Source organism: Pseudoalteromonas porphyrae, from assembly GCF_001298125.1.
GTDB classification, from domain to species: Bacteria; Pseudomonadota; Gammaproteobacteria; order Enterobacterales; family Alteromonadaceae; genus Pseudoalteromonas; species Pseudoalteromonas neustonica.
The window spans coordinates 1-25436 of record NZ_LHPH01000009.1 but is presented as its reverse complement, the minus strand read 5'-3'; the positions used below and the strand labels follow the sequence as shown (position 1 = coordinate 25436).

The following is a 25436-nucleotide window of genomic DNA, read 5'->3' as shown; positions in this document are numbered from 1 at the left end:
TTATAGCCACCAGCATACTTTATAGTTCACGCTGTGGGGTAATGATGTGTATTTGTCCGGTGTTATTAAATTGCGCCATACAGATATCTTCTGCACCGAGTGCTTCGTGCGCATCAGGATTGTCCTCGCTCCATATTGAATAAGGCCTCTGATAAACTTTCATTAATCCTGTAATGGGTTTATCTAACTCTTCCAGCTTCTTTCTAACTCTATCTCTTACGGTATTTACCTGTGCAACCAAATCAACATCACTCATCGCTGCTATCAATATTTTGCCTATATCGTAGCCATGTACAAAGCCTGCGGGCGCTAATAAATGCTTTTTTTGTTTAAATTCATCAGGGAATAACTTTGCAGCTATGTCTAACACCTGCTGTGTATGTAGGTCCAAATCGGGTCGATTTAAATCAAAGCAACTTTGTAAAAAATATAACGGTAACCCATTATTTAATTCACCACTGACTGAGTTAAAAAAATCACCGCCTGTGATACCCCAGTGGCTTACTATCGGCTTTTGTTTTTCTTTTGGTAGATTTGCCATTGCCTTAACGAAATACTTTCCTTCAACAGCATTGCCAACGAACAGCACACAGTCGCTTTTTGATTGCTCAATTTCTTTTAGTAAAATGCTGGCCTGAGATAATTTTACATTCCAATTAAACCAATAAACGTTATTAGGTATCGCACTGCCCAAGGCATTCGTCATGGTTTTATGATTAGATATCCCCCATGGTGTATTTTCTAAAAGTAAATCAACTGAGTTACACTTTAATATTTGCGTTGCGTACTCTACCATTTTCATGCCAGCTTTAGTGTCATCTAGTGATAATCTAAATACCCAATTTTTAACGTCTGGATAGCGAGTAATTGGCCCTCCCGCAGCCCACGGTACAAGTAGCAACAACCCATTTTCATTAATAAAATCTCTATATTTTATATATGGTGGGGAATGTAAGCCTCCAAGAATAGCGAGGCCTTTGGGGTCGTTTAAAAAACGTTTCATCGTCAAAAAGCTACGGTTACTATTCCCACGATTATCTTTTTCTAAAAAATTAATTTGATAGCCGTTAACTGTATTGCCAACTTCATTAAGTGCTGTCATAAAACCCATCTGCATAGCAACTGCGGATGGGTTGTGGGTGGAATAGTCTGAATCATGATAGATATTAAACACGCCAAGTTTTTCAATATGATCTTGCGCAAAAGCACTACAATTAAAAACAAAAAACAACCAAAAAACAAGCCTCATAAGTGACCTTTAATTTCCATTTATCGAGAATAAAATTGATACTTTAGGTTAATATAACCAAACCCTGCATTAACAATATACCAAAGTATCAAAATCGCCAGTCCTTGCTACAACCTAAGCTGGAGCTAGTCAAGTGATTCAGTAATGCTAAATAAAGACTATCAATGCTAATATGTGTATTTGTATAGCCTGATAATCAGTGAACTATGAAAGACTGTAACCAATGCGGTAAATGTTGTATAAAATACGGCGGTGGAGATTTGTGTGCGACAAAAGAAGAAATCGATCTTTGGGAAATATTTAATCCTGATATTTTTGAGTTCGTCAAAGGTGACGAGATATGGTTTGACCCTAAATCAGGCGAAAAATTATCAAAATGCCCTTTCCTTGAGGTTGAACCAAAAAAAAATGCAACTGCACCTAACAAGTACACCTGCAGCATTTATTTAGATAGGCCTGAAGATTGCCGCCATTACCCTAGCCTCATTGCTGAAATGGTAAGAGATGAATGTGAAATGATTGAAATTGTCGATTTAGAAAACTATAAAAAAGCGCAAAAAAAACTAGACCTATTAATGCAAGATAGCCGCCCTGCTGGCTACTCGTAAGTGAATGATGTTAATTCATTGTACCAATAATGGCATGCCCTTGTAATAAACTATAACATCAGGAGCTGCCTGCACAGTCATTAAACCTTGGTATAAAAAAATTGATTCGACCTAAAACTTAACTAAAACTCACTGAAGGTAAACTTTCAAAGCCGGGTTTTGCAAAGAAATACCCTTGCATTAATTCCACCCCAGCATTACTTAGCCATTGATACTCCTCAATCGTTTCGATCCCCTCCGCCAAAACTAAAATATTCAATTCAGTTAACATATTTAAGCAATGCCTAACAACAATTTGCCGCTTGTGGTCTTTATCTATGCCCCTAATCAACCCCATGTCTAACTTAACAATATCAGTTTGAAAATCTGCTAATAAATTAATACCCGAATACCCAGCACCAAAATCATCGGTTGCTGTTTTAAACCCAAGTGATTGATAGTATTCAACCACACGTTTTACATGATTAGTATCTTCAATTTTTTCAACTTCAGTAAATTCGAACATGATGTTCTGAGTAGGGAAATTATGTTTTTTAGCGGCTTCAAGTGTCGTTCTTATACAACGCTCAGGTTTGTAAATTGCATTTGGTAAAAAATTGATGCTCAACATGCCATCAAGTTTAAGTTCAGCGGCAAGTGCGATTGCTTTCACTCTACAAAGCTGATCAAATAAATAACGGTTATCGTCATTAACTTTAGAAATAACAGAATAAGCTGACTCATTATTTAAACCACGAGCAAGCGCTTCATAACCAAAAACACGCTTAGTTTTACAGTTAACAATAGGCTGAAAAGCCATTGTAAAATCAAAGTCTAAATCGTTAATATCACTACAATTATTGCAACATTCCCTATTGCAATCTATTGATTCACTCATCTATAAGCCCTATTATATCTGTCTTGCTTGGATACCTAGAAGATTAGCTGTCATAATGAGTCTATGCAATGAATTGTATATAAATTAACTAAATATACCCAAGTCACCTCAAGATGTGAGTTTCAGTTGGAATTAAAAGCGATTTAGACAAGGCATTGATTGCAGGCAATGGTAATTCCCTTATCAAAATCAATAACGCAGTATAAATAGCTTTTAAACCAACCCTCTGGGCGTTTCACAGGCACTTACTCTCTGCGTTGTTACTCCTTAAAAGGGACCGCCATTATTGCGAAGTAACGCCTTGATATTAAGCCCCTGTAAAACGCTGAATCCTGCATCTTGAGGTCACTTGGGTATATACGTAAACGTCATGCAATTAAAGTCCACTGCATTGTTTGTTTAGTCAATAACTCTCAAAGTCCATATAAAACAACCTCATTTCATATGGTTATTACTATTAAATTATCTCATTAATATCTAATGTTAACTATACTTAAAAAAACATAACTACTGAGCGAAAACATGACTAAACAAAAAATTACTCGCCGGCACTTTCTTAACACGCTGACCGTTGGTGCAGCAACAACCGCACTTGCTTTTAAAGCCCCTTATGTTTTTGCTAAAAAGCCTATAACTCTGCGCGTAATGGGCACACATGTCACCTTGCAAGAGGAGTTACGCCTAAAAGCCATGCAGGAACTGGGGATAAATCTTGAATTTACACCAAAAGGCAGTGCTGCGGTTTTACAAAAAGCTGCCGCGGATCCATCTTCTTTCGATTTATATGAGCAGTGGTCAGACTCTATCAATATTTTATGGCAAGCTGGGGCAATACAGCCTTTAGAGATTGATAGATTAAAGTACTGGAATGAAATTAATTCTTTGACTAAAACAGGGAAATTAACCCCTGACGCAAACATAGGCGCAGGTGATGCACCTAATAAAATTCTCTTTGTCCAAAGTGATGGCAGCCTAGGCACAACGCCCACATCACAAATCAGTTTTATGCCTTATGTGCATAATGTAGATTCTTTTGGTTATAACACTAACTTTATAGCCCAAGGAGTCCCCTATCAAACTGAATCATGGGGGTGGTTATTAGATGATAAAAATAAAGGGCGTGTTGCACTTGTTAATGCACCAACTATAGGTCTTTTTGATGCCGCGCTAGCCGCACAAGCACAAGGCTTAATGACCTTCAAAAATATAGGCAATATGACAATAGCCGAAATAGATACCCTGTTTAAAATACTTATCAGCAAAAAACAGTCCGGACATTTCGCAGGGTTTTGGACCTCAGTACCACAATCTGTTGATTATATGGTAGATAAACGAGTGCACCTTCAAAGCATGTTTTCGCCCGGTGTAAGTGCTTGTAGAAGCAAAGGGCTACCAATTGTGTATGCATCTCCTAAAGAGGGGTATAGGGCATGGCACGGCGTTATGTGCCTATCAGCAAATACAACGGGGCATGTTAAAGATGCTGCTTACGATTATATGAATTGGTGGCTTTCAGGCTGGCCTGGTGCGTTTATAGCTAGGCAAGGTTATTACATCTCTAACCCTGAACGAAGTAAAGAGTTAATGAGTAAGCCTGAATGGGATTACTGGTACCAAGGAAAAGAAGCTACATCAGACTTATTAGGCACTGATGGTAAAGTCTCAGTTAAACAAGGTCAATTGCGTGATGGCGGCAGTTACGAAAAACGTTTCTCGAATATTGCAGTATGGAATACCGTTATGGATAACTATGACTATAGCCTTGATAAATGGTATGAACTACTTAATGCATAAGGGATATTCATGCTATCAAAATTGACTAACTCTATCGCGGCTAAAGTACTTTCAGTTTTAGCTTTATTTATTATAATTCAGTTAGTTGTATATATTGTTATCACAAAACGTATCGCAATTGTCGATAAGTCTGTTGACGAAATATTTAATCTTACCAACCTTTCAATCAACGTTTTTGAGATCAACAAAGACATTTTAGAAATACAACGCGATACATCCGTTTTTGGTAGTTCTGGTAACCAAGTTATCTTCGATAAAATCGAAAAAAATTACGCCATCATTAAACAACGACTTGCAAGTACACAGCTACAAGTCGAAAATGAAAAAATCACCTCTTTGCTATCATCAATGCAGGCATTAGTCGTACACTTTGGAAAAAGTTTAGATGTTGTTAATCTGCGCTACAATGAAAAAGCAACGTTGATCGATCAAGACCTACCAGCGATTTATGAATTAGCAATCAATACACTAACTCAAGTTATGGCTGAAAGTACAACAACACAAAGTAAATTACTCGTCGCTAATTTAACCAACGCATGGCATACGCTTAATAGAAATGCGTTTCTTTTTTTGAATAATAGGGAATATCAGAAACGCCAAGAAGTGGTAAAAAATCTCAAAAATATTGATCTCTTATTAGTGCAATTAAAGACAATCACATTGCAAAACCAGCAGGTATTAACGCAGATCAGCGAGCTTAAAGTACAATTTAGTAAAACCTTCACTAAAAGTATTCAAGCAAACCGTAACTATCTCACATTAGTAAATGTTGTAATTGCTGGAGACACCATGGAGTTTAGCGCTTTAGCTGCGCAATTAAGGGAAGAGTCAATAAATCTATTAAGGGAGATTAAAAATACCAGCGAATCAAGTATCACTCAAGCTGAGAGTATAATTAAAGGATCATTGTTTTTGTCTATTGTACTGTTTCTTATTTTTGCTCTATTTTTTCACTTACACATCATAAGAGCAATAAAAGGACTAACAAACGATTTTAAAAGCTTACTTCAGGGCGACTTATCGATCAATATATCAGAAACACACCGTAATGATGAAATTGGCGTATTAGCTGAAGCGGCCAACCAATTTAGGGTATTAAACGAAAACTTGCTGTTAGCAAAAAAAGAAGCCGAAGAAACATCACGCATAAAGTCTGAGTTTTTAGCAAACATGAGTCATGAAATACGCACCCCAATGAATGGCATATTGGGCATGGTACGGTTACTTGAAAACACAGAATTAATGCCTGAACAACAAAAAATGCTTAATTTAGTCAACTCCTCCAGTAAAAGTTTACTCGTTATTTTAAATGACATACTTGATCTGAGTAAAATTGATTCTGGTAATATCAAGCTAGAAAAAAGCACTTTTCAATTAAGTTCAATATTAAATGAACTAGAGCAAATGTTTAATCCGCTTGTACATTCAAAGCAAATTAAGCTGCTTATACCAAAATCTATTGATAACTCCTTCGACTTTCTTAATGGCGATGAAACGCGCTTAAAACAAGTTTTAATCAATTTACTTAGTAATGCCGTTAAATTTACTGAATCTGGATATGTTAGCTTAGCAATTGAACTAAAAAGCAAAAGCACATCAAGTGTTAACCTCATTTTTAGCATTTCTGATACCGGTATAGGTATTGCGCCTGACAATATCAGTTCATTATTTGATGCTTTTTCACAAGCTGACTCTTCCATAACCCGTCGCTTTGGTGGAACCGGGCTTGGCCTGACAATCTCAAACAAGCTCCTGAGCTTGATGGGCAGCACTTTAGAGGTCAATAGTGAAATCAATAAAGGGTCTACTTTTTATTTTAATATTACGTGTGACCTCGCATCAAAAGCAGAGCCTTTTAAGAAAAGTGACACTAATATTAAGCTAAATTTTGATCCAGATAATATTACGATTCTGATTGTTGAAGATAGTCCTATAAATCAAATTGTACTAAAGGGCTTGTTGGCTGAGTTAAACATTAAAAATATAGAAACCGCTGAGAATGGTGAAATAGCACTCAACAACTGTAAAACTAACCACTACGATATAGTCTTGATGGATATGCAAATGCCCGTAATGGATGGCATCACAGCTACACATCTTATTCGCTTACTTGCTGCATACACACACACACCTATAATAGCTATCACAGCCAATGTTATGGAAGAAGATCGTCAACGTTGCTTTGATGCAGGCATGAACGACTTCTTAAGTAAGCCTATTATATTCAAAAATTTAGTGAGTATATTAAACAAGTATCACAGGGCGTGTTGACCTTTGTGGATTGAAACTTATTCAATCTAGGGGCGGTTTAATCGCGGCACGAGGTTTGTAACCGAGTGGGCTCGATAACTAGTCCTGCGTTATTCTACTGGCTCACATCCATGTGAGAATAAGTAAAAACGAGGCAAAGCTTGTGTGTCCTGATCACGCCCCTTGCCTACATTCATGTAGGTATCCTCGAGGCAGAACTAAAAGGGCAGCCCATGTTTGGCATTTATACTGCGTTATCGCCTATTTATGGGGAACAGACCACACACCAGGCGCTGCCTTGCTTAAATACCAAATAGACTGCTGTAAAATCAATCACGAAATATCAACACGCCCTAATAATGAATTAAAAGGTGAATTTAATATCTTTTATTTCTCTTACTTGATAGGCGCTAATAAAACTTGAGTCTGCAAGTTCTTTTGATATTGTGCCTTCTCTGTATCTATTTACGACAACATCTACCTCACAGTTTTTGTAACTGTTTTGCGCATTCGCATCTAAAATGTCTTTTTCACTTAAATTAAAGTCAAAGCTGGCAACATTTGCAATTGTGGTACTTGCAGATCCTGTAAACGTGCCGCCATTTGAATCATCACACCCGTAGTTTAAAACAAGCTCTGTTTTACTGGCCGGATCTAAACCATCTAATTGAACAGTTACACGTTGATTGTACTTAATTGATATACCATTACTCGGTGCTAGGATGATAAAATTAAGTGGTAACTCAACCTCAGACTCCGCATTTTTCTCATCTTTTCTAACCAAATCGATACTAAATTTTGTATTCCCTTGCGTTATATCAAACTTCCCTTCGTAATCAATATCTAATAAGTCGGTGTCTTCTGTAAGCGTAATGCGTTTACCTGCGGCTTCAGCATATAACTTATCACCATTTGACAAGCGGATATTAGACCCAAATGAGTTACCTGTATTTAGCTCCGCGTTTATTTTAGTGCGCTCACCATCAGAGCTAATTCGATACTCAGCCTGAATTGCCTTTGTTTTTAAAAGATCAGATTCAGTTTCGCTTGTACAACCACTTACTAACAACCCTAAAAAAATTAAACTTACATTAAATTTCATCATTATAAATATACCAACAGTTAACATTTTTGCAGAGTTTACATTTAAACTTACCTTTAACAAGAACAAAAAAGTAAAAAAGTGTAACAATTATGTTTAAGATCAATTTTCATAATTAAACCAATAAAAAAGGATTGAAAAAACCCGTGATCTTTATCGTTTTTATTGATTTCATTAATAAAAATCACCACTTATTTAAGCGGTGACTTGCCATTTTAAATTATTAAGAATATTAAAAGTCAAACCTATAACCTATTAAAATTTTATCTTCAGCTTCATAGACCTTTTCAGCTTCATCTCCCCATATACTATATTCAATATAAAAACTCCCCGCTTTATGATTATATATCACATCAAAGATGGCTTGATTAGTATCGACTGTTAAACCACTAACAGAGTCCATTGCTACATCGGCATACGTTGCTTGAAGCTGAAAATCCCCTATTTTATAACCCGAATATACCTCTATCACTTTTTCGTTAACAATTTCACCCGTTGCTTTTAAACCAGCGTAAAAACGAACATCACTGGAGTCCTGATAGCGGGCAGCTAGGCTCAACGAGCCACGATTGTAAGCAACTTGAACTGCATCTACTTTATTATCTCCTACCATACCTGTTAGGTCATAACGCGATGCTGAAACAGTGAAATCGCCTATAATATATTTAGCTGCTAAATTGTAACCAACGATACTTTCATCTTTATCACCTGCAAGGTTTGCCTTTACGTCACCATTATTAGTAACCACCATGAGTGCTGCTTGAAAGCCATTCATATCAGGTGTCATGTACGTAACAGCACGATCAGGGCGCAAATATTCGATATAATGCCCATTTCCAGCGGCATCTACGGCCCACAAACCATAGCGATGAGTATGACAAATAACGCCTGTTGATTCGTTTGTGCATCCTGCTGATTCGTCAATATCTGCAAAAACATCAATGGCATTATCTGTAAAATTCCAATGCGGTGAATATTGCTTACCTATTAAAATAGAACCAAACTTACCTTCTAAACCCACGTTAGCAAGACGAGCCCGTGTATCATTTCCAGCAAATGAACCATCATCTGTAAACAGCCTAAATTCAAAGTTGTACGTAGCCTTTATACCATCCATAATTTCAGCGCTACCAAACGCACCTAAACGAGAATAATTGTCTTTATATTCTACATTGCCTTTATTAGTGTCTTGTATTTGTACACGAATACTACCGTACCAATTGAATAGGTCACTATTTGCCTTTGCTACTGCGGGTGTTACAAGTGTTGCTACTAATAGAAGTTGTGTTACTAATTTCATAATATTTCCCCAGTGTTAAAATTATTTTCCAAACAAGACTTAGTCAAGCTGGTTTCAACCATTCATTTTTATTATTAATTACGTTGATTATAATAAGAACAACAAGACAAATAGTGAAATCAATAAATTTAATAAATTAATAAGTAATCCTTATTAATAAAACCAGAAATATAATATATTAGATTAAATTAAATAATTTACATTTAAATAAAAATAATTAGTTTTATTTTATTTTTTCCTCTACATGGTTAATCCGAAGATCAAAGTCAATAATGGTTGAAATAGCAGCGTATGTTTGGAATTTATACTGCGTTATCGCCTATTTATGGGGAGCAACCGCACACCATAGGCGCTGCCTTGGGTAAATACTGCAAATAAGAATACTCACAGCCCCTAATGCAACACATCCGGCAAACATACGAATGTGTCCCACACGGCGAATTAAATTAGTGCTGTAAATAGCGACCACTAACAACCCAACAAAATAAAGCGACAGCACCATACCAATTGTGTCTAAATCAACACCATCAAGCCCTATTCGAACAGGCAATAGCACATTGATCAAACCATTCCCTAATAACAAGATAAAGCAGCTAGTAAACAAAGCGAGAAAGATATAAACGTGGTTCGCATGCATTATCCTTTTAAAAAATTTGCTGATTGAGCAAGTAAGACGGGGGAGTACTGTACTTTGACGTTCTGTAGGTATTAGGCCTGTAGGGGCAGGCCTAATTATGCGTTTTAAGGAACAGCTGCGTAGGCAACAATTTCACATAACATTTCTTCACGCGCTAAACCTGCCACAATCATTGCGGCGCGGTTTGGGTATGGCGCTTGGAAATACTCAGCATAAACCGCATTAAACGCTGGCAGTTGTGAACGGTCAGTAACATAAATAAGTACTTGCGTTACATCATTCATCGTCAACTCTGCGGCTTCAATTGTATGCTTAAAGTTCTCCATTGTTTGGCGGGCTTGTGCTGTAATACCGCCATCGACAACGTTGCCTTGTGAATCAATCGGGATTTGCGCCGTCGATAATGTGCCATTTGCAATAATAGCCCACTCTAACGGCGCCTTTGATGCAAATAAATTAGTTTTAACAGGTGTTTTCATTTTAATTTCTGCTCTGGTTATTTAAGTAAGTAATTAACATTACAGTTGGTTGTGGTTGGTTATTTGCCCATGCTGTTAGGACAACATAGGACTTTGTAATTATTTAATTAATAAAAGAGGCCGTTATATTTGCCTCTTTTATTTGAGTTTATAAGCCTTGTTCATCCGCCATTTTTTTAGCAATTTGTGGCGCTGTCCAAAGTGACGGTAATAGTACAAACGACACTGGCACCGCCGTGACCACAATAAAAGACTGCAATGCAGAAATACCGCCTGAGCCAATTGAAATTAATAAGGCTGCCATTACCCCCATCATAATTCCCCAAAATACGCGAATTGAGGTTTGCGGGTGATCTGTGCCTGTCATAACCATTGACACCGAATACGTCATCGAATCGCCCGTTGTGGCAACAAAGATAGTGGTGAGTATTAAAAATAATACCGAGATAACAAAGCCCATGGGTAGCTGCTCTGTGATTGCTAATAAGGCGGCAGGTAGATTAAAACCAGTAAACGGCACAGAAATAACACCAGGGTTAGTCAGCTCAAAAAACAAGCCTGAACCACCCACTATAGTAAACCAAAAACACGTGATCACAGGGGCTACAACAGAAATCAATAAGATCATTTCACGAATCGTTCGGCCACGAGAGATCCGTGCAACAAACATCGCCATTAAAGGGCCATACCCTAAAAACCAACCCCAAAAGAACACTGTCCACCAGTCTAACCAGCCTTTATCAGCACGAAAGGTCGCCATAGGGATAAATTCATTTAGATACAGACCAAAAGAATGCAAGTAACTATCAACAATAAAAGCGGTTGGTCCCATCACAAGAATAAACACCATTAGCGCCACAGCTAGAATCACATTAAAACGGCTCAATAATTGAATACCTTTAGTAACACCACTGACTGCCGATAAAGTGTAAATACCGATTAAGCTAAATAAAATAGCAACTTGCGTTGTATAAGTGTTAGGTATTCCAAATAACTTTTCTAAACCAAAGCTCACCTGTAGACCAAGAAAGCCAATCGGCCCAACAGTGCCCGCAACAACCGCTAACACACAGCACGAATCAACAATAGCGCCAAAAGGACCTGTCATTACGCGATCACCAAACACCGGGTATAATAAAGTGCGTGGCTTTAGCGGTAAGCCTTTCTCATAATGTAAATGCATATAAACTATACCAGTCAAACTCCCTAGAATTGCCCACGCTAAAAACCCCCAATGCATAAAGCTTTGCGCTAACGCATTATAAGCAGCTTCTTTGGTGCCTGTTTCACCGCCAAAATGTGGTGGCGGCGAAGTAAAATGTGCCATGGGTTCGGCGGCAGCCCAAAATACACCGCCACCAGCCAAAAGTGTGCACATAATGATGCAAATCCATTTAAAAGTAGAAATTTCAGGCGCTTTTAATCCCCCTAAAACAACTGATCCCGTTCGACCTACGGCTAAGAAAATACCAATCACAAAAGTTAAAAGTAAAAGTACTTGCCAAAAAGCACCAAAGGTCTGAGTAGAAAAAGTAAAAGCCGCGTTGATCCAACCCGACATAAGCTGAATATCGTAAAGTGCTAACGCTGCAAACAGCACCAACACCCCGCCGCTAATTAAAAACACGGGCATATCGACACTCGCCAAAAACTTAATTTTGGTTTTATCTTCCTCACTCTGTTCTATTGCTGTTTTAGAGGTATTCATTATCGTCTCCTGATGGATCTCTTTTAGTTATAATTTATCAAGATGTTACGTTGATACTATGCTATTGCTCCTTACACCAAATCCGTTTTATACCTTTTGTGCCTGTAGCCCTTGGTCAAGGAAATTCAACCAATTCAAGCCCATTATTTTTGCTACCTCTTCATCATGAAAGCCACGCGCCTGTAAACCTTGAGTGATATTAGGAAAGTCGCGACTATCTTTAAACCAAGACAAAGGTTTTGGCCAATCAGCATCTGATTTAGACCCTTCCCCATAATCCATTTCTTTTGACCAGCGACCGTTGCGCATCCACTGCAAAATCGAGATCGGTTGTTCTTGGCATAAATCGGTGCCAATTCCAATATGATCAATCCCCATTAGATCAGCGGTATTAGCCACCATGTCGCAAAACTCATCGAGAGTGCAATCTGGGCCATTTTTTAAATGAAACGGATACAAACTAAAGCCCAGTAACCCACCAGACTCTCCCAATGCTTTTAATACCTCGTCTGATTTATTACGCTTTGCAGCATGAAAACTACTGGGGTTTGCATGCGAAATAACAATTGGTCGCTGCGATATTTCAATCGCATCAAGCGTACTACGCTCACCGCTGTGGCTCATATCAACAATCATCCCTACGCGGTTCATCTCTTTAATAACCTGCCGGCCAAAGCGCGTAACACCACTATCAACGGCTTCGTAACAACCACAAGCTAATAAACTTTGATTGTTGTAAGTTAACTGCATAATCATCAAGTTTAGCTCACGCATGATCTCAATCATTGCAATATCGTCTTCAATCGCAGAGCAGTTTTGTGCACCAAACATAATGCCTACTTTGCCTAGCTTTTTTGCTAAGTAGATATCAGCCGTGCTTTTAACCGGCATAATTAAATCGTGGTGCAGCTCAAAAAGACGGTTCCACTGCCCTATTCGAAGCAATGTTTCGCGAATTTGCTCGTGGTAAACAATGGTCACGTGGACCATTGTTACACCGCCACTTTTTAACTGTTCAAAGATAGCCCTATTCCAATTAGAATATTGCAAGCCATCAATAACTATTAGGTTGTCATGCATAGCACTTTCCTTGGTTATGAACGGATATAAGTGGTTTTAACCACAGTGTAAAATTCTTTAGCGTACGTGCCTTGCTCGCGTGCCCCAAAGCTAGATTCTTTACGGCCACCAAAGGGCACATGGTAATCAGTACCCGCAGTGGGTAAATTGATCATTACACATCCTGTTTGTGCGCGACGCTTAAAATCGGTCGCATATTTAAGAGACTGAGTACAAATTCCACCGGTTAAGCCGTAGTTTGTATCGTTTAAGGTCGCAAGCGCTTCTTCATAGTCTTTAACCTTGATCACACAAGCAATAGGCGCAAATGCTTCTTCACGGTTGATGGTCATATCATTTGTAGTATTAATAAATAATGCCGGTTTTAGGTAGTAACCTTCGGTATCCTCTGTCACAACTTCACCGCCAATAGCCAAGGTAGCACCTTCATTTTTAGCAATGTCTAAATAGCGAAGGTTCTGCTCCATTTGGCGGGCATCGGCTACCGCGCCAATATGCACGCCCTCTTTAAGTGGGTGGCCAACAACCAACTGTTCCATTCTTTTGATAACAGCCGCTACAAAGCGGTCATGGATCCCTTCAGTTACAATTAATCGTGAAGACGCGGTGCACTTTTGCCCTGTACCAAAGAAAGCGCCGCCAACTGCACATTCCACAGCATTGTCTAAATCTGCATCATCCAATATTACTAATGCATTTTTACTGCCCATTTCGAGCTGACACTTGACTAAGTTGACTGCGGTTGCCGCTGCTACTTTTCGGCCAGTTTCCAAAGAGCCGGTAAATGTTAAAGCATTAATTTTTTTGGAATGAATAAGTAAATCACCCACCTCAGCACCTGGGCCCATTACTAAATTAAATGTACCTGATGGTAAACCTTGGCGAGAAATAATCTCAGTTAGCGCCCAGGCACTTGCAGGCACTTGATTTGCAGGTTTAAATATAATCGCATTACCAAATGCTAATGCAGGCGCAATTTTCCATGCTCCGGTTGCCGTTGGAAAGTTCCATGGTGTAATAATACCCACAACGCCCACGGGTTCACGGTGCGTTTGAATTTCAACACCAGGGCGAACCGAGTCAGCAGTTTCGCCCATTTGACGCAACACTTCTGCTGCATAGTAATGAAAAAACTGCCCTGAACGATAGGTTTCACCAACACCTTCAGCCAATGTTTTACCTTCTTCTCGTGCTAGTAACTTACCTAATTCATCTTTACGAGCGATTAACTCATCACCAATTGCCATTAATACGCGGTAGCGTTCTTCAAGGCCACTTTCTTGCCATTTAGGCTGAGCAGCGACTGCGGCATCAAGGGCAGCCTCGGTTTGGGCTTTATCGGCTTGGGCATAATGTCCAATCGTGTCGCTTAAATCTGCTGGGCTAACATTAGCAATAGAGCTTGCACCTTCAACCCATTGACCTGCGATGTAATTACAAAAAACTGAAACTGATGACATAAATACCTCCATTAATTAATTGGATTCAGTATAAGAAGCATGCTTTAATAACTAAAATTAATAATTAATATCTTTTGATAAGGAAAACTTATCGTGTTACCTGAATTTAAGATTGCTCAACTTCGTCACTTCGTCTGGGTTGCTGAATTAAAAGGGTTTCATTATGCTGCGCAAAAGGCGTGTCGTACGCAGCCTGCTATCTCCTTATCAATACGCGACCTTGAAAATAAATTAGGCGCCGACGTTTTTGAAAAGCGTAGCACTAAAAGTACGATGACGGAGTTAACCCCTTTTGGTAAACATTTTTTACCTAAAGCAAAGGAGCTAATTGCTCATCACGACAGCATTTCGCAAGACATGATGTTAATGCGAAACAATAAATCAGGGCATTTACGGCTCGCCTCTGTACCTTCTATTGCATGTCGGCTCTTGCCTAATTTATTGTCTAAATTTGTTGCTGATTCACCGGATCTTCATATCAGTTTTTACGATGACAACTCAGAAGCAGTACTAAGAAAAATTGAAAAGCAACAAGTGGATATTGGTATTGCCAGCCTCCCTCATGGTCACGAACATAATAATATTTTATTTACTCCAATTTGGCAGGACGAGATTGGCGTGGTATGCCACAACGAAAACCCACTTGCGAATAATAGCGAGCTGCACTGGCAGGATTTACATGATCAACGCTTAATTAGTAATGGCACATCGCGCTTGTTAGAAGAAACCGAAGCAGCTCCTTTACTTGACGGTTCACAATTTTATATTTCCAATATGCTCTCGTTAATCGCCATGCTCGAAGCAGGTATTGGTATTACAACATTGCCACGCTTTGCGTTTCCAGAGCACAATAAAACACTGTGTTTTATTCCCTTAAAAACACCTCATGTGATACGTCAAATTGGTATCGTGCAACTTAAAAACTCATCACTTTCACCAGCAGCTCAAGCATTCGCTGATTTCATTTTAAAACAGGGGGCGGCGCAACAATAAAGCAGGCCTATCAAATTCCATTTTATAGGCTATATGCTAGGGCGTGTTGACCTTTGTGGATTGAAATTTGTTCAATCTAGGGGCGATTTAATCGCGGCGCGAGGTTTGTAACCTAGCGGGCTAAGTAAAAATCGATCAACAAAGAGTCAATCGCCCCTAGGAAGAACCCTTTGGGCAGCGCATGTTTGGCATTTATACTGCGTTACCGCCTATTTATGGGGAACAACCACACTACATAGGCTATACCTTGCCTAAATACCAAACATACGGCTGCAAAATTAATCACGAAAGATCAACACGCCCTAATGTGTTTTAGCAAGACTTGAATTCAAGCAATAAGTTTTACTTATCAACAGATAGACTTTTTTGACTTGTAACAATGTAAATTTTGGTTCAAAAATGAAGAACCACTTATATAAAAACCAGTTTTGAACACACATTGCCTAAACATTTTAATAAATAAAAACGAAGGTGGTTAACAGCCATAACTGAGTTGCTATTATAAAAAGATTTTAGGTATTAAAACTGTATAAAAGAGATCATTAACATGACTAAACATGCAGATATCCGCGCCTCACTTTGGGGTGATAACGCACTACCACTTCGCCCCCCAAGCCAAGTAATGAACCTTGAACGATTGGGTTCTTTGCACCAAAGCCGGTTAAGTTTTATGCGTACTTTAGTACGTAGAATTTTTCGTGAACGGTGGAAGATTGAATTGGCCACTTTTGAGCTTAACAACGACGGGTTTGGTACTGTTGTTTATGAAGTGAACGCGCCTGATGGGCTGTTTAGTTTTGTATTATTCTCAGACTTATTATTACCTGAAGAACGCAACGACCGCGTAATTGCAACGAAGTGGGATTTAACCATGGCGTTAGTTGAAGGCCGTGTTAATCCTGAGTACATTGCAAAGTTAAAAGAAAATGTACCAAAACAAGAGGCTGGACGCGTAGACTCCCGTGTATTTGTATTATCACGTGCAAACCGCAGCGCTCGCAATTTTGATTACGTAGTAAATCAATTGGCTACAGGACAACAACCCGATGTAAGTAAAATTGCCGAAGTGGGTTATCTCTATCGTACTACAGCCGTATACGGTAGTGGTAAGCTAGGTATGGCTGATTGGGAAAAAGTACAACAAAAACATCGCGATTTCGCACGTCCATTTGCCAGTGAAATGTTTGTTTGCTTTATGCTACGTAACTTTAGTTTGCTACAAGTGGAGCATATTGCACGTCACCGTAACGAACAAACATTCACACCAATGCGCGCCGATATTAAACGTTACTTTGGCATAGGTAACTCAACTGGCCTTGGCATGGCACCCTACTTAGTTAATCATCCTGTGTTAATTAACCAATGGATTGAAATGCGCGAATTAGCACTCGCCCGTATTCGCTCACTCGGTGCTATTACATCACAAATCAAAACAACACTGCTTGAACTACTAAAACGTTGTGCGCAACATACACATGAAACAATCACCGAAGATAAGCAGCAAACTCAACACAACATCATACTCGCCCAAGAAATGAATAAGCTAACTGAGCAGGTAGTCACTAATTTTACTAGCTGGAATGAATTAATTGCCTTTAGTGAGCAGCACTGCTCGCTGCAAAGCCAAGAAATCCTTGTCTCAGTTATGCTCGAACTTTACCCTGAACTGGTTGATGATCTAGAAGATTTTCACTGCGCTGATGAAAACCTTGATTTAGATCCACTGATGCCACTACACCAATTAAAAGCGGTAATTGAACGCCGTTATGACTGGGCGTTGGCGATTGACTTTGACGCAGAAGGCGCGCGCGAAACCTACTGGTATCGATCAGAAGAAAAAATGGAGCCGCGCCTAGGCAGTATTGCTGACGTAGAAGGTAAAAAGAAAGCCATGGCATTAGCCGTCGGTTACGCTGTACGAAAATGCTATAACATCTTGGTTGACTACATTGCAGCAAACCCAAGTCAGATAACCGCCCGCTTCATGGTTGCTCACCCAAAATTACGCGGAATTGTTAGACGCATTCAAGGTATGGACCGTTGTGTGTATGGTGATATCCAGGCAAATTTACTTGATAAAAACGTACTGCCAATGCATTTACTGCGCTGCAAACTCGCTTTTTTTGGTGTAAGTAAGTTTGACCCTCGTTCACGATTATGGGTTAGAAACACTATGTTTCAAGGTGCACCATTACTTGAAGACATCGGTAAACCATTTAGTGATGATTGGTTTATGCCATTGATCCCAAAGCAATGAGGAAAATACTGTGAATATTTCAATGAATGAATTTAAAGCCTCTTTACGCAGGTGCTTTGAAGCAAGCGGCTATTTTGTTGGCAATTACGAAGACGCTGCAAACATGGTGCTATGGCTAGAAAAACATGGTTTAAATGGTTTAACTGAACTTAAACATGCGCTCCCCTACATTTGTAATGATTTTGACAAACCATTAAGCAATGTAATTTACGAAGATAGCACCTCAGCCATCATCGATGCTCATCACCGCAGCGCACTTAATTGCATTGCCGCCGCCGTTGATCTTGCTCATGCAAAAGCACTTGAGGTAGGAATTGCAACAGTCACAGTACATAACTGCCATAACCGGATGTTTGTTCTCAAAGCACTAACAGACCGAGGTCGTAGAGGGATCAGCGCAGCCGCTTATTGGAAAAATGGCAGCGATACCGTCACCGAGCACACCGCAGCTATTTGCTCAGGCAAACGCTACCCAAGTTATAGTCAAGCAGTTACTAATCTCATAACCAATGGTGAAGATAAGCAAGCACTCACCATTATATGCAGCTCACGTGTTGACCTAACCTCGTCGTTGCAAAGCAGTGATAGCTTGATTATTACACCTAAGCAAATTGAAAAAAACAAAGAAAAATCAGTCGATTTTGGTATTGAGATAGATGAAAGTACATGGCAAAAAATAAATAAACTAGGGGCTGGTGTTTTAGTAGAAAATACCGAACGCTCAAGGTTAGATGCCGGCGGGCGCTAATTTAATAATACAAACCTCTCAGCCTAATTTCAGGTTAAGAGGTTTGCTTACCTGTGGAGTAAAAATATAAAAACTCACCCAACTACCCCCCCACACCTACTTAGGCCTTTTTTAAATCTAAATACTGCTTTTCTTTTAAATATAAATACAAAGGAAAGCCAAATGACACGCCAATAGATAACGTTCCAAGAATTGCCAACCAGCGGTATTTAACTTTGTTTCTTTTACCATCTACAGCGATAAATATTAATAATACCAAAGCAGCAACTAACACATCTAACCAAGCAAAAATGCTAATTGGGTTAATGACTGCAGCATAAAATAAAGCCGTAAAATCTAACCCATTATTTACCAACCAAGGAATAAATGCACCAAAAGGAATAGCAATGCCAAGCACCGTTAAAAATAAATATAATTTAGACAAAACTTGCTCCTACCTATGGAGTGTAATAATTACTATTGACTTAGACTACGCAGAGCCATTTTTTGTCGCTATAAAAAGTAGCATGAGATTTGGGCTTACGAACCCGAAAGCCCGAAGTACCAACTCCTTAAAAAACAAGGAGTATCATATACCCAAGCCGCCTCAAGATACAGACTTCAGCGTTTCACAGGTGTTTAATATCAAGGCGTTACTTTGCAACAATGGTCATCCCTTTTAAAAAGTAACAACGCTGAGAGTAAGCGCCTGTGAAACGCCCAACGGGTTGGTTTAAAAGCGATTTATACAGCGTTATTGATTTTAACAAGGGAACAACCATTATTTGCAATCAATGCCTTGCCTAAATCGCTTTTAACTCCAACTGAAACTGCATCTTGAGGTGGCTTGGGTATATTACTGAGTGACGACTAATCACCACCTCCCCCGCCGCCATCTGTACCGCCATCTCCGCCTCCAAAACTCCCCGAAGAATTTAACGCTGAATTTGATGATTCGGCTAAAAGTGTGGCGAATGAAAAATCAGATACTCCGTTAAATAAAGTATCAGATACATCACTACGCATAGCAATATAATCGCAAGACTCGCCAGCACTATCATAAATATTTTTAAATTCTGCTGGGGAACAATACATTGCATATGCATAGCAGTTATCGATCACATCCGTACTACTGTGATTACCAATTCTCTTTCGTTTGATAACACTATCTACCTGCGCTTGAGTATAATATTTTTTATATCCGTATTGTGCCTTCAAGACTAAAGGCAGGCTTCTAGCGTATTTTTTGATTTTACGTCTTTTGAAAAAACCTTGAAACATAGTCAACCTTCCTTGAGTTATTTAACGAGCCTACAGAGTTACTCATTTAAAATTTATTTTTATTGATGTATCAACCATAACTGATCACCAATTTTGACTCAATCTCTTAATGAAGCCATTAATTGGAAATCACTGTAATAAATTAATAATCAGATGTGACGTTGAGTTAATGCTTTTATTTACTCTAACAAGACGGTACTCCGCCATTTTGAATATTTGCCAAAGTAATCAAAATTCCCCTCGCTTATGTAATAGTATTTGACTCACATTGAGTTAAGGCAACAACTATTTTATGCTATTTCTACACGGTTTCTTCCGTATGCTTTGGCTAAATATAATGCTTTATCCGCACGCTCAATAAAAGCCGGTGTAGTATTACCCTCCTCGAACAATGCAATACCAAAACTGGCTGATATAGCTCGCTGTTTTTTATCACTTTTCTTACTTTTAACACAGAGCTTTGCAATTGATTTACGAAGTCTTTCCGCAAAGTTTAATGCATTTGAAATACCTGAAAAATCACCTAAAATGCAAAATTCCTCACCACCATATCGATATCCTTTAAACGAATCACCGCATGCATTAAGTACTTTATTAGCAACGACTTTGAGTACATCGTCACCTTTTTGATGTCCAAAATCATCATTAAATTTTTTAAAATGATCAATATCTATAAATATCAATGCATGGTTCATTCCTAATGGCGCTTCCTCATTACAAAAATGAGCGATATCAAGGTCAAATCGACCTCGGTTATACAACCCCGTTAACGAGTCAGTATTAGCAGCCTCTTGAGTACTTAAAAGTGTTTGTTTTAAATTTGATATCTCTGCGTAGGCACTTTCTAACTTTTTCTGAAATGAATACGCATTTTGTTGCATAAGCACTGATTCTTCCGTGAGTTGATCGACAATACCAAGCACTTCATCATATGACTCAACACTATTATTCTTAATGCCCTGCAGTCCCGAATTACACTGGTATAGAAATGCCGAAAACCCTTGAGAAGTTGCAAGTGTTTTATCAATGTCTTCTTTTACATCTTCAATAGTGTCTTGAAAGCTCGTAGAGATCTCATAAAACAAAGCGAGATCTTTATCTGATAAAAACTCATCAAATAATGCGCGAGCTTTATCTGCTGGGCAGGTTTTGTAGCTTTTTAATATATTATCAAGGCGTAAGTTAAACTCTAAGTTACGGCCTAATACATAACAATACCAAATCGCATAATTGACTGGGGTAAACGGTATTTTAAAGCTCGACATCATAGGAATAACTTTTTTCAAATGCTTGGCGGACTGCGAAAGTGAAGTATTAGTATCCATGGGCTTTGTTACTCATTGATTAGATATGCCAAATTGCTTTAGCTTACTTTTATTATTTTATGTAACACTTACCGGACCAATATAGATAATTGCATTAAATAAATCAATCTAAAATAAACCACCCTAACAGATTAACTTATGTAAATTTTTTTTTGCAATCAAATAATAAGCGTAAATATCATCCAATGGTGAGGTAACATTAGATGGGAGAGTCAACATGCTCTTTTTATATCGTTACTCTATTTTTTATAAACAATAAAAAAAGCGGAGGAGCTATAACTAGCTCCTCCGCATCCTTAGGTAATATGCACGCTATTCGCACGCAAAAAATGTACTTACCTTATGCTGTAGATACGTTTTCAGCACCTGCATTTTTAAGCGCGTCCTCAATATCACTCTTGTTCTCACTGGTATATTTAACACCTAATAGAACTGATCCCTTGGCAATGGCATCTTCATAATATTTGATTTCATGCTCAGGTATAAAAGCACCAATGATAGCACCTACTGTACCACCGGCAGCGGCACCAGCACCGCCAGCAGCAAGAGCCGCCACTACAGGACCAGTAACGATCAATCCAGTTCCGCCACTAGCCACAACACCAACAGCAGTCAAACCACCAACAATTGCCGCTAATACGCCGCCTGATGCAGCTCCAATTATGCCGCCTTCAGCAGCTTTTGTGCCTTCATCAACAGCAAAATCATCTTTTGTGTAAGAATCGTTGGCAACAATGCTAATTTCTGAATTTAAAACACCTAGCGCCTCTAATCTATAGATTGCTAATGTTGCTTTTGAAGCATTCTCAAATAAACCCGTTATAACATTACTCATAATAACTCCTTTTTAAGTTTAAACATTGTGTATGAACTTATTAGAAGCAAATGTTGAACCAGAAATGAAAAAACAGAACTAATATTATAAAATCAACAACTTAAAAAATATAAACTAATATATCAGTATGTAAAACTGCACACAAAAATCAATTAATTGCAACTTTTACGAATAACAGTGTAAATAATTCTCAGAGCTTTGTTTTTAGGTGTTAGTAGTAAATAGCTTTACGAAACTCATAATTGAAATAAACAGACAATAAACTAGACAGCCAGCACAATTTACCTGCCCACAATGTCAATTTAAAGAACGTCTGCGACAGAGAAAAGATGCGCTACTACTTTCCTGACCCCGTTGTACAACGCTCTATTAATTTAAACATGGCCATACTCGATTGCTATCACAAGGAACTTAAGCCTTTAGAGCATTGTATTGAACAAATGGCTAAACAGCACAACCCTGTTCACCTTAATATTTTGCAAACAATTAATGGTATAGGCCGCATTCTTGCACTCACCATTATTTACGAAATTGGTGACATCAATCGCTTTTCAAGCGTACAAAAGTTCGCTTCATATAGTCGGTTAGTCAAATGCAAAGCAGAGTCTGCCGGCAAAACCTACGGCACCCAAGGTAATAAAATTGGCAATGCACATCTCAAATGGGCTTTCTCGGAAGCTGCCGTATTACTGCTGCGTCACAATCACAACGCCAATAAATACCTTGAAAAACTACAAAAACGAATGAGCAAAGCCAAAGCACTGTCAGCGCTTGCGCATAAGCTTGGTCGCTGTGTTTATTATATGCTTAAAAAAGAGACGGTATTCGATGAAGCAAAATTCTTAAAGAGTTAGTCACGGTACTGAGTGAGCTGAACATCTAACTGGATTTAAGGCTGAGCATCAATTAATTGGGTGAGTTAATAACCAACAAGGTTTAACCTGATTATATACCTACAGACCTAAGCCACTTGCCTTGATTAGACGCTCAGTATGCGTGCATTAATACAATAAACAAAGTCGCTTACACCTGACTTGAGCCTGAAACTAACTGGATCATAATGATGAAACCAGCCGCCTTGAATAGTGCCATGATTAGGTTAACCGATGAGTGTCTCGGCTCTGGCATCCTGCTTCGCTCTACCTTCTAAATCCATTTAGTCGTAGTGCCCCTACAAATCCATAAGGATATGGAAAAAAATAGGCTGCGATGAGATCGCAATAAGAGAGCCTCTATATGTGTTTGCCGTAAGCAACTTGCTTAACAGCCGCATCGACAGACGAAGTAAACGAATTTGTTTATTGATTTGAAGTTGACCGTCACTGTATAAAAACGGTCAAAAAGAACACTAATGCCTATTGACAGAGTTAAGGCTCATATGTGTTATAGCAACAATCGCCAAACCAAACCGAGTGAACAGATAAATACTCCTGACAATGAAAGCCACTGTTGGACTCTTGGATTCCCTATCGTTGGGATGCTTTCTGATTTTAAAATATTAGTTAATGGCGAGAAGAATAATTTCGGCATTAAGCCTGCGCTTAACAGCATAAGAAATACGCCAATAGTCATTACTAGATCCCTAGCTATGAATTCGACAATCAAAAAATCGTAAATACCAGTAATTAGGATTAAAGTAGCAAAACTAATACATAAAATGAATGCTAGCTTTTCTTTTAAAGGTAGATGATTCAATACAAAACTCTCCATGTTGCATATAACATTTGAGTATTTATGCAACACGCAGTTTGTGTTGCATAATCGCTTGTTGGACTGAGGCGCTACCTGCTCGGTGTATAGAGTTGGTGTTGTTTATGCTATGGACTTAACTTATAAAGAAAGGTTTTTTATGGCCTAAGCGATATCAAACCAATTTCATTGGCGTGTCTATCGTATCTAAGCTATCCCTGCATTGCTCAGCGTTTATTATCTATTCATTAAACCTAATGTTTAACCGTTAAGCAAGGATATTTTTCTCACGGAGTAAAAAAGGACAGGCATATATTTTGCCAGAAAATTTTGCACCTCTACCATCGTAGGTAACCGAATCATTCTTTTTTCCACACTATTAGTTACAGAACTTAGAATTGAGTTGATTTGAAGGAATTTTGGGTAAATAAAGGCAAAGCTAGATCATCACTTTGTTTAATAAGGTGTTTTTTAAACAAACCAATAAAGATGCAACTGTTCAGCCTGCGCCTTTGTACCATTTTACATCGTTGCTGGCGGCTTGCTGCTTTAACCGTTGTTTGCTGCCTGCAAAATTTGAGTACTGCTGCCTGAAACGTTGAATGGATTCAAGCCATTGCGGTTCTTCTATATTCAACGTTAGGAGCACTTTTGGAATGCTTTTGTTGATATGCCCTTTTTTCTTTGGATCTATCTGGCGGCCACTCCAGTCGACTAATTCAATGTAATCCAGTAAGGCAAAGGGGATCGTGCCTTTAATATGATTACCACCAAATGGCTTTAACTGCGCTGGTTGACTTTCATGTTGAACAGTATCTTTTTGTTTGAGGGGGTTATTTGATTTGACCGTGTCTGTGGTAAAGGCTTTGAAATGTGCTATACGCTCTTGAATTGAGGTAAAATCACTGTCTTCAAGCGTATCGGCTATGTTTGCTCTGATAGGATTCAAATCAACGTAGGCCATGCAACTGAGTACTGCGGTTTCATCTAATAATGCCTGTGACTTATAGCGCCCTTCCCAGTACTTGCCCGTGCAGTTATCTTCTTTATTGGCTTCGCGGGCAATGTACTCATTGAGGTTTTTCATATACCAGCTGATGTCATAAAGCCTTGCGCGCCATTTAGCGATGATCTCATTGAAAAAGAGCAAACTCGGCTTATCTAACTGCTCACCATTTAAATGGCGGTCGACTAAAACATGGCCGTTATAAAGTTGATACCAGCGTTCAATTACTTCATCATCTGACCAATCAAGTGCTTGACGTCTATTGACGTTCACAACAAGGTGGTAGTGATTGCTCATAATCGCGTAGGCGGCAATCTCAATAGCGAACACGCTACTTAATAACTTAATTCGCTCTACCAACCACGCCCTACGGTGATCAAAGTTTTTACCTGTGTATTTATCATCACCACACAAGAATGCACGTCTCACGCATCGTGAGATTAAGTGATAATAAGATGTCGATGCTAAATCAATCAGCTTTTTTCTTGCGCGAGTCATAAAATATCAACCTTAGTTGAACTGTATGTAATAGGCTATGTTGTAGTTGAGTGTGGGTATTAAAAATTCATATCATAATGCCTCTTTTATCCATGTTTGATCTGAATACTCAGTGTTATCTTCCATAAACCTAAACCAGCTTAAATAATTCTCAATGTAGTCTGTACCAATGCCATTAAAACGTCTTAACCATGCCTTCCAGCGCATCATATAATTATTAAGTGTTTGGATATGGTAAATACCTTCTACCACTCTTTGGTTATCCAAGCCAATCAAGCGTT

Annotated in this window: 20 protein-coding genes and 2 pseudogenes; 7 read left to right on the top strand and 15 right to left on the bottom strand. The window is 38.7% G+C overall.

The window, feature by feature from the left end; translation table 11 throughout:
- Positions 1–19: 19 nt before the first annotated feature.
- The gene (locus ADS77_RS09725; RefSeq protein ID WP_082355651.1) at positions 20–1249 is read right to left on the bottom strand and encodes an ABC transporter substrate-binding protein; all 1230 of its coding nucleotides are present in this window, start codon (positions 1247–1249) and stop codon (positions 20–22) included.
- Positions 1250–1455: 206 nt separating this feature from the next.
- Between ADS77_RS09725 and ADS77_RS09720 the strand changes: the two genes are divergently transcribed.
- Positions 1456–1857 carry a YkgJ family cysteine cluster protein gene (locus ADS77_RS09720; RefSeq protein ID WP_054205505.1) on the top strand — a complete coding sequence of 134 codons (402 nt, stop codon included), beginning with the start codon at positions 1456–1458 and terminating at the stop codon, positions 1855–1857.
- A 118-nt stretch (positions 1858–1975) separates the two neighbouring features.
- Here ADS77_RS09720 and ADS77_RS09715 read toward each other — a convergent pair whose 3' ends face one another.
- The gene (locus ADS77_RS09715; protein WP_054454144.1) at positions 1976–2734 is read right to left on the bottom strand and encodes an EAL domain-containing protein; all 759 of its coding nucleotides are present in this window, start codon (positions 2732–2734) and stop codon (positions 1976–1978) included.
- Positions 2735–3256: 522 nt separating this feature from the next.
- On the opposite strand from ADS77_RS09715, the gene ADS77_RS09710 reads away from it, so the two are divergent.
- Together ADS77_RS09710 and ADS77_RS09705 are read left to right on the top strand one after the other, a co-directional pair.
- Positions 3257–4528 (top strand): PotD/PotF family extracellular solute-binding protein, encoded by a 1272-nt coding sequence (locus ADS77_RS09710; RefSeq protein WP_054454142.1) that lies wholly within the window; start codon positions 3257–3259, stop codon positions 4526–4528.
- A 9-nt stretch (positions 4529–4537) separates the two neighbouring features.
- On the top strand, positions 4538–6799 hold the full coding sequence (locus ADS77_RS09705) for a response regulator (RefSeq protein ID WP_054454140.1): 2262 nt from the start codon (positions 4538–4540) through the stop codon (positions 6797–6799).
- A gap of 343 nt (positions 6800–7142) precedes the next feature.
- Here the strand turns inward: ADS77_RS09705 and ADS77_RS09700 are convergent, their stop codons facing one another.
- The 7 genes from ADS77_RS09700 to ADS77_RS09670 all read right to left on the bottom strand — a co-directional run bounded on the left by ADS77_RS09700 (position 7143) and on the right by ADS77_RS09670 (position 14544).
- Complete coding sequence (locus tag ADS77_RS09700) at positions 7143–7883, bottom strand: hypothetical protein (protein ID WP_064436010.1); 741 nt, start codon at positions 7881–7883, stop codon at positions 7143–7145.
- A 229-nt stretch (positions 7884–8112) separates the two neighbouring features.
- Positions 8113–9180: a porin gene (locus ADS77_RS09695; protein ID WP_054454137.1), complete on the bottom strand. Its 1068-nt coding sequence runs from the start codon at positions 9178–9180 to the stop codon at positions 8113–8115.
- 319 nt (positions 9181–9499) lie between these two features.
- Positions 9500–9817, bottom strand: a complete 318-nt coding sequence (locus tag ADS77_RS09690; protein ID WP_054454136.1) for a hypothetical protein — start codon at positions 9815–9817, stop codon at positions 9500–9502.
- Between the two features lie 104 nt (positions 9818–9921).
- Positions 9922–10296: a RidA family protein gene (locus ADS77_RS09685; protein WP_054205515.1), complete on the bottom strand. Its 375-nt coding sequence runs from the start codon at positions 10294–10296 to the stop codon at positions 9922–9924.
- 148 nt (positions 10297–10444) lie between these two features.
- The gene (locus tag ADS77_RS09680) at positions 10445–12004 is read right to left on the bottom strand and encodes a BCCT family transporter (protein WP_054454133.1); all 1560 of its coding nucleotides are present in this window, start codon (positions 12002–12004) and stop codon (positions 10445–10447) included.
- An 87-nt stretch (positions 12005–12091) separates the two neighbouring features.
- Positions 12092–13084: a dipeptidase gene (locus ADS77_RS09675; protein ID WP_054205517.1), complete on the bottom strand. Its 993-nt coding sequence runs from the start codon at positions 13082–13084 to the stop codon at positions 12092–12094.
- Between the two features lie 14 nt (positions 13085–13098).
- Positions 13099–14544, bottom strand: coding sequence for an aldehyde dehydrogenase family protein (locus tag ADS77_RS09670; protein ID WP_054454132.1), 1446 nt, complete (start codon positions 14542–14544; stop codon positions 13099–13101).
- 93 nt (positions 14545–14637) lie between these two features.
- On the opposite strand from ADS77_RS09670, the gene ADS77_RS09665 reads away from it, so the two are divergent.
- From ADS77_RS09665 to ADS77_RS09655, 3 genes are all read left to right on the top strand, one after another.
- Complete coding sequence (locus tag ADS77_RS09665; RefSeq protein WP_054205519.1) at positions 14638–15537, top strand: LysR family transcriptional regulator; 900 nt, start codon at positions 14638–14640, stop codon at positions 15535–15537.
- A 547-nt stretch (positions 15538–16084) separates the two neighbouring features.
- A complete protein-coding gene (locus ADS77_RS09660; RefSeq protein ID WP_054454130.1) occupies positions 16085–17794 on the top strand; it encodes a hypothetical protein in 1710 nt (569 codons plus the stop codon).
- Between the two features lie 10 nt (positions 17795–17804).
- Complete coding sequence (locus ADS77_RS09655) at positions 17805–18542, top strand: DUF3726 domain-containing protein (protein WP_054205521.1); 738 nt, start codon at positions 17805–17807, stop codon at positions 18540–18542.
- Positions 18543–18642: 100 nt separating this feature from the next.
- On the opposite strand, the gene ADS77_RS09650 is transcribed toward ADS77_RS09655, so the two are convergent.
- The 4 genes from ADS77_RS09650 to ADS77_RS09630 all read right to left on the bottom strand — a co-directional run bounded on the left by ADS77_RS09650 (position 18643) and on the right by ADS77_RS09630 (position 21962).
- Positions 18643–18966, bottom strand: a complete 324-nt coding sequence (locus ADS77_RS09650; RefSeq protein ID WP_054205522.1) for a DUF2834 domain-containing protein — start codon at positions 18964–18966, stop codon at positions 18643–18645.
- Between the two features lie 425 nt (positions 18967–19391).
- The gene (locus tag ADS77_RS09640) at positions 19392–19802 is read right to left on the bottom strand and encodes a DUF6559 family protein (protein ID WP_054454125.1); all 411 of its coding nucleotides are present in this window, start codon (positions 19800–19802) and stop codon (positions 19392–19394) included.
- A 290-nt stretch (positions 19803–20092) separates the two neighbouring features.
- On the bottom strand, positions 20093–21127 hold the full coding sequence (locus ADS77_RS09635) for a GGDEF domain-containing protein (RefSeq protein WP_054454124.1): 1035 nt from the start codon (positions 21125–21127) through the stop codon (positions 20093–20095).
- A 340-nt stretch (positions 21128–21467) separates the two neighbouring features.
- Positions 21468–21962 carry a hypothetical protein gene (locus ADS77_RS09630; protein WP_054206938.1) on the bottom strand — a complete coding sequence of 165 codons (495 nt, stop codon included), beginning with the start codon at positions 21960–21962 and terminating at the stop codon, positions 21468–21470.
- 266 nt (positions 21963–22228) lie between these two features.
- Here ADS77_RS09630 and ADS77_RS09625 point away from each other — a divergent pair.
- Positions 22229–22816: pseudogene (locus tag ADS77_RS09625) on the top strand (transposase); the annotation flags it as partial.
- 1334 nt (positions 22817–24150) lie between these two features.
- On the opposite strand, the gene ADS77_RS09615 reads toward ADS77_RS09625, so the two are convergent.
- Complete coding sequence (locus ADS77_RS09615; RefSeq protein WP_235575753.1) at positions 24151–25155, bottom strand: transposase; 1005 nt, start codon at positions 25153–25155, stop codon at positions 24151–24153.
- Between the two features lie 72 nt (positions 25156–25227).
- A pseudogene (locus tag ADS77_RS22365) lies at positions 25228–25436 on the bottom strand (IS1595 family transposase); the annotation flags it as partial.